Source organism: Nocardioides sp. Leaf307, assembly GCF_001423135.1.
Classification (GTDB): Bacteria; Actinomycetota; Actinomycetes; order Propionibacteriales; family Nocardioidaceae; genus Nocardioides; species Nocardioides kribbensis.
The window spans coordinates 295,135-307,499 of sequence record NZ_LMNY01000002.1; the positions used below are offsets into that span (position 1 = coordinate 295,135).

Below are 12,365 nucleotides of genomic sequence, written 5' to 3' on the forward strand. Positions count from 1 at the left end.
CTCGGGGCGCGCCTGTGGAGAACCGCGGCCGTGGTTTCGAGACGCTCGCCAGGGCTCGCTCCTCAACCACCGGGGCGGCAATCGTGGTTTCGAGACGCTCGCCAGGGCTCGCTCCTCAACCACCGGTGACGGGCTCGCTCCTCAACCCCCGGGACGGCGCGCGGCGTGGGGGTGCGCGGATCGTCGGCGGCGACCGGGACAATGGGCCGCATGGCCAGGCGTACCGCTCCTCCCCCGCCCTCCGACGACTTCGAGGAGCACATCCTCGACATCGACGTCGGCGACGAGATGCGCAGCAGCTTCCTGGAGTACGCCTACTCCGTCATCTACTCCCGCGCGCTGCCCGACGCCCGCGACGGCCTCAAGCCGGTGCAGCGCCGGATCCTCTACACGATGAACGACATGGGCCTGCGCCCCGACCGCGGCCACGTCAAGAGCGCCCGCGTCGTGGGCGAGGTCATGGGCCGGCTGCACCCGCACGGCGACAGCGCCATCTACGACGCGCTGGTGCGCATGACCCAGCCGTGGTCGATGCGCGTGCCGACCGTCGACGGGCACGGCAACTTCGGCTCGCCCGACGACTCCCCCGCCGCCATGCGCTACACCGAGTGCCGGATGGCCTCGGCCGCGGTGGCGATGACGGCGAGCATCGACGAGGACACCGTCGACTTCCGGCCCAACTACGACAGCCGCGAGATGGAGCCGTCGGTGCTGCCCGCGGCGATCCCGCACCTGGTGGTCAACGGCACCACCGGCATCGCGGTCGGCATGGCCACCAACTGCGCCCCGCACAACCTGGTCGAGGTCGTGCAGGCGCTGCGCCACCTCATCACCCACCCCCAGGCCGGCGTCGACGACCTGATGCGCTTCGTGCCCGGCCCCGACCTGCCCACCGGCGGCAAGATCGTGGGTCTCGACGGGGTCCGCGACGCCTACGAGACCGGGCGCGGCACCTTCAAGATGCGTGCGACGGCCCGCATCGAGACCATCGGGCGCCGCAAGGGGATCGTGGTCACCGAGCTGCCCTACGGCGTGGGCACCGAGAAGGTCGTCGAGCGGATCAAGGTGCTCGTGCAGGGCAAGAAGCTGCAGGGCATCTCCGACATCAAAGACCTCACCGACCGCGACAACGGCCTGCGCCTGGTGATCGAGGTCAAGAACGGCTTCCACCCCGAGGCGCTGCTCGAGCAGCTCTACAAGATGACGCCGATGGAGGACAGCTTCGGCATCAACAACGTGGCGCTCGTCGACGGCCAGCCCCGCACGCTCGGTCTCAAGCAGATGCTCGAGGTCTTCCTCGCCCACCGCTACGAGGTCGTGCGGCGCCGCTCGCAGTTCCGCCGGAACAAGAAGGCCGAGCGGCTGCACCTGGTCGAGGGCCTGCTCGTGGCCCTGCTCGACATCGACGAGGTCATCCAGGTCATCCGCACCAGCGACGACACCGCCGCCGCGCGGGCCCGGCTGATGGAGGTCTTCGACCTGAGCCTGGCCCAGACCGACTACATCCTCGAGATGCAGCTGCGCCGGCTCACCCGCTTCAGCCGCATCGAGCTGGAGAAGGAGAGCGAGGAGCTGCGCCGCGAGATCGAGGACCTCGACGCGATCCTCGGCGACGAGGCCATGCTGCGCCGGGTGGTCTCCGAGGAGCTGGCGGAGGTGGCCACGACCTACGGCACCCCGCGCCGCACCGTGCTGCTGGAGTCGGCCGGCACGACCGTCACCGCCGCGAGCGTGCCGCTGGAGGTCGCCGACGACCCCTGCTTCGCCTTCCTGTCCTCCAGCGGCCTGCTGGCCCGCTCGAGCAACGCCGAGCCCCCGGGCGTCGGCGGTGGGCGCACCAACCACGACGTCGTGGTCTCGGCCGTGGCCACCAGCGCCCGCGGCGAGGTCGGCGTGCTGACCTCGCAGGGCCGGCTGCTGCGCCTGGGCGTGCTCGACCTGCCGGTGATCCCCGCCTCGGCCAACGACCCCAACCTCCAGGGCGGCCTGCCGGTGAGCGAGATGCTCCAGCTCGCCTCCGGCGAGCGGCCCCTCGCGCTGTGCACCCTGGCCACCGACGGCCCGGGGCTCGCCCTCGGCACGCGCCAGGGCGTGGTCAAGCGGGTCAACCCCGAGGTGCTCAACCGCGACGAGTGGGACGTCGTGCGGCTCGCCGACGGCGACGAGGTCGTCGGGGCCGCCGAGCTCTCCACCGGCGAGGAGACGCTCTGCTTCGTCAGCACCGACGCCCAGCTGCTCCACTTCCCCGCCGAGGCGGTGCGGCCCCAGGGCCGCACCGGCGGGGGGATCGCGGGCATCCGGCTGACCCCGGGGCAGACGGTCGCGTGGTTCGGCGTGGTCGACCCCGCGGCGCCCGAGGGCTCCGTGGTGGTCACCGCGTCGGGCTCCTCCACGGCGCTGCCGGGCACCGAGCCCGGCTCGGTCAAGGTCGCGCCGTTCACCGAGTTCCCGACCAAGGGCCGCGCCACCGGCGGCGTGCGCTGCCACCGCTTCCTCAAGGGCGAGGACACCCTGGTGCTCGCCTGGGCCGGCACGGCCCCCGCCCGCGCCGCGGCGGCCAGCGGCGCCCCGGTCGACCTGCCCGAGGCCACCGGTCGCCGCGACGGCTCCGGGGTGCCGGTGGCCCAGCCGGTGGCGGCCGTGGCGGGCCCCGTCGGTGCGCGGGTCGCCCCGACGGGCGGCTCGACCGGTCGCGGGACGGACGGGCCGGGGGACGGCGCCGACGACGGTGCGGGAGTCGGGCCGTCGGCTCCCGACGGTGTGGAAGGCTGATCCCATGCGTCTGCCCCGTCGTGCCCGCGTCGGCACCCCCGCCCCCCACCCGGCCCGCGCGGCCTCGGCCCGCCGCTCGGCCGGGCTCGCCGCCGGCGCCCTCCTGCTGACCGCGCTGAGCGCCTGCACCGGTGGCGGGGGCTCGGGGGCCGCCGGCGACGACGACGCGACCCCCGAGGAGGTGCTGGCCCAGGCCAAGGAGCAGCTCGACTCCACCCCGGGCGTGCACGTGGTCCTGACCTCCGACGGCCTGCCCGAGGGCGAGACCGGCCTGGTGGGCGCCGACGTGGTCGGCACCCACGAGCCGTCGCTGGCCCTGGAGGGCACCATCACCGTGCGCCTCAGCGGCATCGAGCCGGTCGTGCCGATCGTGGCGGTCGACGGCGAGACCTACGCCCAGCTGCCGCTGACCTCCGACTACCAGGTCGTCGACCCGTCGGACTACGGCGCGCCCGCCGACCCCGCGCAGCTGCTGTCGACCGACGCCGGGTTCTCGTCGCTGCTGACGCAGACCACCGACGTCGAGGCCGGTGACCAGGTGCGCGGCGGCGAGGACAACACCGAGGTGCTCACCGAGTACACCGGCACCGTGCCGGGCACCGCCGCCGCCAACATCCTGCCCACCGCCGAGGGCGACTTCGACGTCGCCTACACCGTCACCGACGACGGCGAGCTGCGCCAGATGGTCGTCACCGGAGCCTTCTACGGTGGCGACGACCAGGTGACCTACACCGTCGACTTCGACCAGTACGGCATCGAGCAGGAGATCACCGCCCCGTGAGGCCGGCGTGAGCGCCGGGTCGGCGGGGCCGGCCGGGTCGGCCGGGTCGGCGGGGTCTGCGGGGGCGGCCGGGCCGGCAGAGGGAGCGGGCCACCCCGGGCGCGCGACGCGCGTCATGCTCACCGTCGCCGCGGTCGCGGTGGCCTTCGCGGCCGCCGACACCTACGTCGTGGTGCTCGCCCTGGTCGACATGATGCGCGGGGTCGGCCTCTCCCCCGACCAGCTGCAGCGGGCGGCGCCGATCATCTCCGGCTTCCTGCTCGGCTACGTCGCGATGCTGCCCCTCATCGGCCGCATCGCCGACCTGCGCGGGCGGGTGCCGGTGCTGGTGGCCTGCCTGGTGCTCTTCGCCCTGGGCTCGCTGGTCACCGCGCTGGCCTACGACCTGCCCAGCATGGTCGCCGGCCGCTTCCTGCAGGGCGTCGGCGGCGGCGGTCTCGTGCCGGCCACGCTGGCCCTGGTGGCCGACCTCTACCCCAAGGACCGCCGGGCCGTGCCGCTCGGACTGGTCTCGGCGGTGCAGGAGATCGGCAGCGTGCTCGGCCCGCTGCTGGGCGCCGCCGTGCTCGCCGTGGCCGACTGGCGCGCCATCTTCCTGCTCAACCTCGCCGTCGGGCTGGTCCTGGCCGCGGCGGTGCGGGTGGTCGCGACCCGCACCGGTGGTCTCGCCGACCCGGGGCCCGGCCCCGGCGCGAGCGGAGGGCGCGACGTAGGACGACGGCTGCCGGACCCGCTCGGGGTGGTGCTGGCGCTGGCCGTGCTCGCCCTGGGGGCGCTGGTGTTCCTGCGGCCCACCCAGGTGCTGCGCGACGTCACCTGGGGTCAGGTCTTCATCCCCTACGCCGGTGACGGCCGCTGGCTGACCCCGGCCGGCGTGGGGACCATGGTGGCCCTGCTGCTCCTCGTCGTGCGCTGCGCGACGGCCCGCCACCCGCTGGTCGACCTGCGCGCGTGGACGCGGAGCCTGCGGGAGGCCGACGTCGTCGGCGCGCTGTTCCTCGCCGCGGCGCTCGGCGGGGTCATCCTCGCCTTCGCCACGGCCGACCCCAAGATCCAGGTCTTCTCCGACCAGGGGCTGTGGTACCTCCTCGGGGCCGGCGTCGCGGCCCTCGCGCTGGTCGTGCACCTGCGCCGCAGCCCGGCCCCGCTCGTGCCGCGCGGTGCGCTGCGCCGCACCCCCGCGTGGGGCGCGGTGCTGGTCTCCTTCTTCGTGGGCGCGGCGCTCATCGCCGCCCTCATCGACGTGCCGCTCTTCGCGCGCACCACGGCCTACCCCGACTCCCAGCTGATGGCCGCGCTGGTGCTGCTGCGCTTCCTCGTCGCGCTCCCGGTCGGGGCGGTGCTCGGCGGCTACCTCACCCGCAGCGTGCCGGCGGGCGTCGTCACCGCCGGCGGCATGGCGCTGGCGGCGATCGGCTTCGTGCTGATGTCGCGCTGGGACCTCGACACCCTCGAGGGCTGGTCCTACACGGTCGCGCTCGTCGTCGCGGGGCTCGGCTTCGGCCTCGCGCTGGCCCCCGTCAACGCCGCCGTGCTCGCCGCCACCGACGACGCGGTGCACGGCCTGGCCAGCGCCATGGTCGTCGTGGCCCGCATGGTCGGCATGCTGGTCGGCATCTCCGCCCTCACCACGATCGGCCTGCGCCGCTACTACGCCGAGGAGGAGTCCATCCCCTCCATCGTGGAGGTCTGCGGCGAAGGCGTGGGGCGGTGCCAGGAGTTCAGCGACCTGCTGCGCCTGGCGGGCATCGCCCAGGAGCAGACGGTGTTCCTCGGCGCCGCGGTGTGCGCCGCGATCGCCGGCGTGCTCGCCCTGGTGGTCCTCCGCACCGCCGACACCCGCTCGGTCGACGCCGCCACGCTGCCGCCCCGCGGGGCCTGACTCCGCCCGCCCCGGACGCGCACGTCATGCGCATCGTGGAGTCGCATCCACCCTTCGCACGACGTCCCCCGTGGGCGGCGGCGGTCGCCTCAGCCCCGACGACCGACCGCCAGCAGGGCCTCGGTCTCGAAGGCGAGCTCCCCGTCGTGCACGAGGGCCGCCACGTGGTGGTCGTAGGCGGCGCGCAGCCGGAGGCGGGTCGCGTCGTCCTGGGCGCACACGGTGGCGCCGATGCCGCCGATGCCCGCGCTGGCGCCCTCCCACAGCGACGCCGGGTCGCCCCGGTGGGTCCACCGCACCGCCTCGACCGCCACCTCGAGACCCGTCGCGGCCACCAGGTCGGCGAGGCCGTCGAGCGTGCGAGGGAAGTCGCGGTCGGGCGGCAGCCCCACCGAGGGCGGGGTCACCACCCCGGCCTCGGCGAGCACGGCGGCCCAGAGCCGCGACTGCGTGTTCTGCCCCGAGGGCCAGATCGTCACCGCGAGGCGCCCACCGGGCGCCACCAGCCCCGCGAGCTCGGCCACGCCGGCGCGCGGATCGGCGAGGTGGTTGACCACGAAGCCCGCCACGACGACGTCGAAGGCGCCCTCGTCGTACGGCAGACCGGGCAGGCCCGCCCGCGCCACGTCGGCCTCGGGCACCGCCCGCTCGGTCCACGCCACCATGGCCGCGTCGGGGTCGACCGCGGTGACCTGCGCGCCACGGGCGACGGCTGCGGCCGCCACCGACCCGGTGCCGGTGCCGACGTCGAGCAGCCGCGGGCGACCACGACCGCCGGTGCCGGTGACCGGTGCCGCCGGCCCGCTCGCAGCACGCCGCGGCGACAGGTCGTCGCGACCGACGCCGGCGGCGTCGAGCAGCGGCTCCACGGCACCGGCGCAGAGCAGGGCGAAGGTCTGGGCGTAGGTCGCGGCCACGTCGGACCAGCCGACCCCCGTGGCCGGGTCACGCAGCGGCCCGCCGTCGGAGGGTGCGGGGCGGTGGGGGGCGGGCTGGCCGGGCTGGTGGGGCACCGGGCGAGGCTAGCGGCGCCCGGCGCGGTGAGCGGCGTCGGTGTGACCTGTGTCGCGGTCCACGGTGCGACAGCGCCCTCCCCCACCGTGGCGTCCTCCGCTAGTTTCGGGGTGTGGCTGACTTCGACGACCTGATGAGCGCCAACCGCACCTTCGCCGAGGACTTCCGCTACGGCGGGTTCGACGGCGTCGCCGCAGCCGGTGTGGCTCTCGTGACGTGCATGGACTCGCGCATCGACCCCCTCGGCATGATCGGCCTCGTCCCCGGCGACGCCAAGATCTTCCGCAACCCCGGCGGGCGGGTGACCCCGCAAGCCCTGGAGGCCCTCGTGCTGGGCGTGCACCTGCTCAACGTGCAGCGCGTGCTCGTGGTGCCCCACACCCGCTGTGCCGTGGCCAGCAACTCCGAGGCCGAGCTCCGCGAGCGCGTGGCGGCCTCCGCGGGCCAGGACGCCTCGTGGCAGCAGTTCCACGTGGTCGAGGACCAGGTCGCCGCGCTGGCCGAGGACGTCGCCAAGGTCCGCAGCCACCCGCTCGTGCCCGACTCCGTGCTGGTCGGCGGCTTCCTCTACGACGTCGACTCCGGGCTGCTCGAGCAGAAGGTCTGACCCTCCCCTGCCCCTCCCCTGCCCGCCCCGGACGCACCGGCGGGCCCCGCAGGCATCCGTGGGTTGATCGAACGTTCGATCAACCCACGGACGGCCCCAGGAGGCTGAGCACCCCGTCGGTCTCCGCGGTGCGACGCTCAGCGAGCGTTTCGGCCCGGCACAGCCCCGGCACAGCCGACGGGCGTTGCCTGGGGGCATGGACATCGTCAGCACCACCGCCCCCGACCAGCCCGTCGCCGACCCGGCGTCCTCGCTCGCCGAGACCCGGAGCGCTCCGGGCGGCGGCGGCCCCGGGGACGGCGACACCGCCGTCACCCTGCCCGGGGTCGTCACGCTCGGCACCGAGCGCCCCGGCCGCTCCTGGTACGTCGTGCCCCCGGCCCGGCCGCACCCCACGGCCGCGGCCTAGGCGCTCCGCCCGGCGGCCGGACCGGCCGTCACCGCAGCCGCCCGAGCACCACCTGGTCGTCGCGCACCCCGGCACCCAGGACCCGCCAGCCCTCGCGCTCGTACAACCGGCGCGCAGGGTCCCCGGGGTCCGCCGTGGTCATGAGCAGCAGCCGCTCGTGCTCGGTGGAGTCCACGAGGGCACGCAGCAGCGCCGTGCCGAGGCCGCGCCGACGCGCGTGCGCGGACACCGCCAGGCTCACCACCTCCAGGTGCCCGCCGAGCCACGTCGCGGCCGTGGACCGCGGGAGCCGCCGCTCGACCTCGTCGGTCCACCACTGCCCACGCTCACCCGTGTAGGCGTGGGCCGCACCGACCAGGGTGTCCCCGTCGTGGGCACGGGCCACACGGAAGTCCTCGCGCGACCGGTGCCGCAGCCAGACGTCCCGGAGCCACGCCGCGTGGTCCTGGGCGTCGCCGAAGACCTGCTGGTAGAGCGCCCACACCTCCCGCCCGACCCCTGGTCCGGGCTCGGCCGTCACCCGCACGCCACGAGCCGACCGCACCGCGCCCGCCACGGCGACCACGTCCACCGGCCCCGTCGCGTCGACCTCGACCACCGGCCAGCCGCCCGCGACCGGCTCCAGCGCCCGACCGCCCCACAGCTCGTCCTCGTCGCGGCCCACGGCGGGGTCGGTCGAGGCGGCGGCACGCTCGGCGTAGCGACGCCGCAGCACCGCCGTGGGGGCCGACAGGTGCACCTCCACCACCGCCCCCGGGAGCGCGGCGAGACGGGCCCTGGCCCAGTCCTGGTCGACCCAGACGCTGTCGAGCACCGTGCCGGTGGCGCCGCCCTCGGCCACGGAGGCCTCGGCGAGGTCCACCAGGGCCCGCACCGAGGCCCGGCCGAGGCGTCGCGACGCCTCGACGTCGTCGCCGCCGTCGGGGTCGAGGCTGCGCCTGAGGGCGTGCTTGAGGACGTCCTTGGCCAGCAGCGGCAGACCCAGCTCGCGAGCCAGCCGGGATGCGAAGGAGGACTTGCCGACGGCCGGTGGGCCGCTCACCACGACGTGCACGACGCCCACCTCAGCAGAGCCGACGGCCGGGCGCCACCCTCAGGGCGCTTCGACGGCGCTGCCGCGGGGCGTCAGCCCGTGGGCTGCTCCCACACCCGACGGGTGCCGAGGGCCACGCGCTGCTCGCCCAGGCTCAGCTCGCCCTCCACCCAGCTCGGGCGGTAGGGCACGACCACGACGAGGGCCGGGCCGCCGTCACGGTGCTCCAGCTCCACGCGGATCGCGTCGCCGCCGTCGACGCTCGTGTCGACCACGACGCCTGCGCCCAGGAGGGACCCGCGCTGCTCCCTGGCCGCCGACACCAGCAGCGGCAGCAGGTCGGAGGCCTTCGGGCGGGGGCCGCTGACGCGGGGGTCGACCCACGACAGCTGCGGGCGGCGGTCGTCGCCGAGGAGCACCGCGAAGGGCTGGAACCCCTCCCGCTTGGCGAGGGCGTCGCTCGCGGTGCGGACGGCGAGCACGACCATCGCGTCGAGGTCGCCCTGCACGGGCGCTGGGGTGGTCTCTCGCCACGCCACGGTGGGTGCGTCGTTCTCCATGGCCCCGACCCTACGACGGCGCGCCGCCGGCCACGCACCCCGCGCCCCGGCCGCGACTCAGGCTGCCGCCACCGGGTCGTCCCGGCGTCACACCTAGACCGGAGTCACACCCGGACCGCAGTCACACCCAGATCTGTCGCGGGCCCTCCGCGACCGAGGAGGAGCCGAGGGTCACCTTCGTGCGCCGCCGGTCGAGGGTGTAGGGCACCAGCACCTCCAGCGCCGGACCGTCGCGGTGCTCGAGCTCGACGCGCACGGCCTCGGAGCCGTCGACGCTCACCGGGTAGACCAGCGCCGTGGCCCGCAGCGTGTCGCGCGAGGCGTGCAGGCCGGCCACCAGCACGTCGAGCACCTCGCCGGCCTGCGGGTGCGAGCCGACGTCGTCGGCGCCGACGAGCGCGAGCCCCTCGGCGTCGGCGCTGAGGCCGAAGGGGTAGAACTCCCCCGACTCCTCCAGCAGGGCCTGGGCCCGGGTGACGGCCTCGCCGGCCAGGGAGTCGAGGTCGTCACGGACCGGCTCGGAGGCCGCGTCGCGCCACGGCGCGCTCATGCGTCCAGCGCTTCCACGTCGACGTCGTAGGCACCTTGCACGATGAACTCCTTGCGTGGGGCGACCTCGGAGCCCATGAGGAGCTCGAAGACCTGGGAGGCGACGTCGGCGTCGTCGACGGTGATGCGGCGCAGCGTGCGGTGGCGCGGGTCCATGGTGGTCTCGGCCAGCTGGTCGGCGTCCATCTCGCCCAGCCCCTTGTAGCGCTGGACGGGGTCCTTCCACCGCACGTTCTTCTTGGACAGCTCCGCGAGCTTGCGCTGCAGCTCGTCGTCGGAATAGGTGTAGACGTACTTGTCCATGCCCTTCTTCGGGTTCGACAGCTCGATGCGGTGCAGGGGCGGCACCGCGGAGTAGACCCTCCCCTCCGCGATCAGGTCGGGCATGTACTTGAAGAAGAGGGTGGCGAGGAGGCAGCGGATGTGGGCGCCGTCGGAGTCGGCGTCGGCCATGAAGATGATCCGCCCGTAGCGCCGCGCCTCCATCTCGAAGGTGCGGCCCGAGCCGGCGCCGACCACCTGGATGATCGAGGCGCACTCGGTGTTCTTCAGCATGTCGCCGACCGAGGCCTTCTGCACGTTGAGGATCTTGCCGCGGATCGGCAGCAGCGCCTGGAACTCGGAGTTGCGGGCCAGCTTGGCCGTGCCGAGGGCGGAGTCGCCCTCGACGATGAACAGCTCGGTGCGGTCGTTGTCGTTGGCCCGGCAGTCGGCGAGCTTGGAGGGCAGGGCCGAGGACTCCAGGGCGTTCTTGCGGCGCTGGGTCTCCTTGTGCTGGCGCGCGGCGATGCGGGTCCTGGACGCCCCGACCACCTTCTCCATCACCAGCTTGGCCTGGGCCTTCTCCTCGCGCCTGGTCGAGGTGAGGAAGGTCTTGAGCTCGGCGGCCACGACCTTGCGCACCACCGAGCGCGCTGCCGGCGTGCCGAGGATCTCCTTGGTCTGGCCCTCGAACTGCGGCTCGGCCAGGCGCACGGTGACGACGCCGGTGAGGCCCTCGAGCACGTCGTCCTTGATGACGTCGGCGTCGTTGACCTTGAGCGCCTTGGTGGCGCGCATGACGTCGTTGAAGGTCTTGGTCACGGCCTGCTCGAAGCCGCTGAGGTGCGTGCCGCCCTTGGGGGTGGCGATGACGTTGACGAAGGAGCGCAGCTCGGTGTCGTAGCCCGTGCCCCACCGCACCGCGACGTCGACGTGCAGCTCGCGCTCGATCTCCTGCGGCGTCATGTGGCCGTGCTCGTCGAGCAGCGGCACGGTCTCGGTGAAGGTGTCCATGCCCTGCAGCCGCAGCACCGAGGTGACCGCCTCGTCGGCGGCGAGGAACTCGGTGAACTCCGAGATGCCGCCGTCGTGGCGGAAGGACTCCTCCACCGGCTCGGCGCCGCGCAGGTCGCGCAGCACCAGCTCGAGGCCCGGGACGATGAAGGAGGTCTGGCGCGCGCGGGTGACCAGCTCGTCGTAGACGAACTGCGCCTCCTTGGTGAAGATCTGCCGGTCGGGCCAGAAGCGGATGCGGGTGCCGGAGCGGCCCTTGGCCACCCGGGCGCCCTTGCGGGTCAGCCCCGAGCGGGGCTCGAAGCCCGCGCCGCGACCGCTCGGACCCAGCCCGTCGGCGTCGAAGACGCCGGGCACGCCGCGCTGGAAGGAGATGCCCTGGACCGCCGGGGAGCGCTCGACGTCGACGTCCATGCGCGAGGACAGCGCGTTGACCACCGAGAGCCCCACGCCGTGCAGGCCGCCGGTCGCGACGTAGGACCCGCCGCCGAACTTGCCGCCCGCGTGGAGCTTGGTGGCCACCACCTCGACCCCGGGCAGCCCCGTCTTGGGCTCCTTGTCGGTCGGGATGCCGCGCCCGTCGTCGTGGACCTCGGCGGAGCCGTCGGGGTGCAGGGTGACCTCGACCCGGTGCGCCGCACCCGCCAGGGCCTCGTCGACGCCGTTGTCGATGATCTCCCACAGGCAGTGCATGAGCCCCCGCGTGTCGGTGGAGCCGATGTACATGCCCGGTCGCTTGCGCACCGCCTCCAGCCCCTCGAGGACCAGCAGGTGGGCGGCGTTGTAGGTGTTGTCGGCGATCGTGGGGCTCCTGCGCGGTCCGGGGTCGGCAATCCGGGGTGGTGTCGGTGCCGAATCTACCGGTGAGGCACCGACAGTCTCCGCAGGCTCGCCCCTCCCCGGGTCCATCACGATGTGGACACGAACACGACCGGATATCGGCCGGTCCGCCCGGGAGGCGCCCGCAGGGGTGAGACTGTCGGGACGGTATCTGGGACAAGATCCGATCCAGAGGCCGACAACACCTCAGCACCGACGCTCCACCGCCGAACCCCTTCTCGAGGGCCGCAGCAGACCGGGCCCGCGACACCGACGTCGCGGCGCACCAGCAGCCCCGGCCGGGGAGACGCACCGCACGACTCAGGCACCACCGAGGCAGCACGAGGACCACGTGTCCGGGGCCACACGGCTCCGGGAATCTTGGCCCCCGCCGCTACGTTGAGATCAACACCGGATGATCTAGAAATGAGGCCGATGTGACTACTGCACTTGCCCCCAGCTCTGCGCTGACTGCCGCAGACCGCTGCGACCGTTGCGGCGCCCAGGCCTACCTCCGTGTGGAGCTCCAGTCGGGCGGTGAGCTGCTCTTCTGCGCCCACCACGCCCGGGAGCACGGTGACAAGCTCAAGGAGGTCGCGGCGAACGTCGTCGACGAGACCCACAAACTCAGCGGCTCCCCCGCCGCCGGCTCCTGAGCTGACAC

The 12,365-nt window shown here is 74.2% G+C and carries 11 protein-coding genes; 6 read left to right on the plus strand and 5 right to left on the minus strand.

Annotated features, from left to right (window positions below):
* Nucleotides 1–210: 210 nt before the first annotated feature.
* From ASF50_RS10690 to ASF50_RS10700, 3 genes are all read left to right on the plus strand, one after another.
* Nucleotides 211–2,772 carry a DNA topoisomerase (ATP-hydrolyzing) subunit A gene (locus tag ASF50_RS10690; protein WP_082503105.1) on the plus strand — a complete coding sequence of 854 codons (2,562 nt, stop codon included), beginning with the start codon at nucleotides 211–213 and terminating at the stop codon, nucleotides 2,770–2,772.
* Between the two features lie 4 nt (nucleotides 2,773–2,776).
* Nucleotides 2,777–3,553: an LppX_LprAFG lipoprotein gene (locus ASF50_RS10695; RefSeq protein ID WP_056904472.1), complete on the plus strand. Its 777-nt coding sequence runs from the start codon at nucleotides 2,777–2,779 to the stop codon at nucleotides 3,551–3,553.
* 115 nt (nucleotides 3,554–3,668) lie between these two features.
* On the plus strand, nucleotides 3,669–5,435 hold the full coding sequence (locus tag ASF50_RS10700) for an MFS transporter (protein WP_056904473.1): 1,767 nt from the start codon (nucleotides 3,669–3,671) through the stop codon (nucleotides 5,433–5,435).
* 89 nt (nucleotides 5,436–5,524) lie between these two features.
* Here ASF50_RS10700 and ASF50_RS10705 read toward each other — a convergent pair whose 3' ends face one another.
* Nucleotides 5,525–6,448 (minus strand): class I SAM-dependent methyltransferase, encoded by a 924-nt coding sequence (locus ASF50_RS10705; RefSeq protein ID WP_056904474.1) that lies wholly within the window; start codon nucleotides 6,446–6,448, stop codon nucleotides 5,525–5,527.
* 113 nt (nucleotides 6,449–6,561) lie between these two features.
* Here ASF50_RS10705 and ASF50_RS10710 point away from each other — a divergent pair, with 113 nt between their 5' ends.
* Both ASF50_RS10710 and ASF50_RS10715 read left to right on the plus strand, forming a co-directional pair.
* Nucleotides 6,562–7,056 carry a beta-class carbonic anhydrase gene (locus ASF50_RS10710; protein ID WP_228942381.1) on the plus strand — a complete coding sequence of 165 codons (495 nt, stop codon included), beginning with the start codon at nucleotides 6,562–6,564 and terminating at the stop codon, nucleotides 7,054–7,056.
* A 196-nt stretch (nucleotides 7,057–7,252) separates the two neighbouring features.
* Nucleotides 7,253–7,465, plus strand: coding sequence for a hypothetical protein (locus ASF50_RS10715; RefSeq protein ID WP_056904475.1), 213 nt, complete (start codon nucleotides 7,253–7,255; stop codon nucleotides 7,463–7,465).
* A 28-nt stretch (nucleotides 7,466–7,493) separates the two neighbouring features.
* Here the strand turns inward: ASF50_RS10715 and ASF50_RS10720 are convergent, their stop codons facing one another.
* From ASF50_RS10720 to ASF50_RS10735, 4 genes are all read right to left on the minus strand, one after another.
* Nucleotides 7,494–8,519 carry a GNAT family N-acetyltransferase gene (locus ASF50_RS10720; protein WP_056904476.1) on the minus strand — a complete coding sequence of 342 codons (1,026 nt, stop codon included), beginning with the start codon at nucleotides 8,517–8,519 and terminating at the stop codon, nucleotides 7,494–7,496.
* A 71-nt stretch (nucleotides 8,520–8,590) separates the two neighbouring features.
* On the minus strand, nucleotides 8,591–9,058 hold the full coding sequence (locus ASF50_RS10725; protein ID WP_056862571.1) for a hypothetical protein: 468 nt from the start codon (nucleotides 9,056–9,058) through the stop codon (nucleotides 8,591–8,593).
* Nucleotides 9,059–9,179: 121 nt separating this feature from the next.
* On the minus strand, nucleotides 9,180–9,608 hold the full coding sequence (locus ASF50_RS10730) for a hypothetical protein (RefSeq protein WP_056904477.1): 429 nt from the start codon (nucleotides 9,606–9,608) through the stop codon (nucleotides 9,180–9,182).
* Entirely contained in the window at nucleotides 9,605–11,791 is a 2,187-nt protein-coding gene (locus ASF50_RS10735) for a DNA topoisomerase IV subunit B (RefSeq protein ID WP_082503107.1), read from the minus strand. Before ASF50_RS10735 ends, ASF50_RS10730 begins: the two co-directional genes overlap by 4 nt.
* Before the next feature lie 347 nt (nucleotides 11,792–12,138).
* On the opposite strand from ASF50_RS10735, the gene ASF50_RS10740 reads away from it, so the two are divergent.
* Nucleotides 12,139–12,357: a hypothetical protein gene (locus ASF50_RS10740; protein ID WP_056862569.1), complete on the plus strand. Its 219-nt coding sequence runs from the start codon at nucleotides 12,139–12,141 to the stop codon at nucleotides 12,355–12,357.
* The last annotated feature ends 8 nt before the right edge of the window (nucleotides 12,358–12,365 follow it).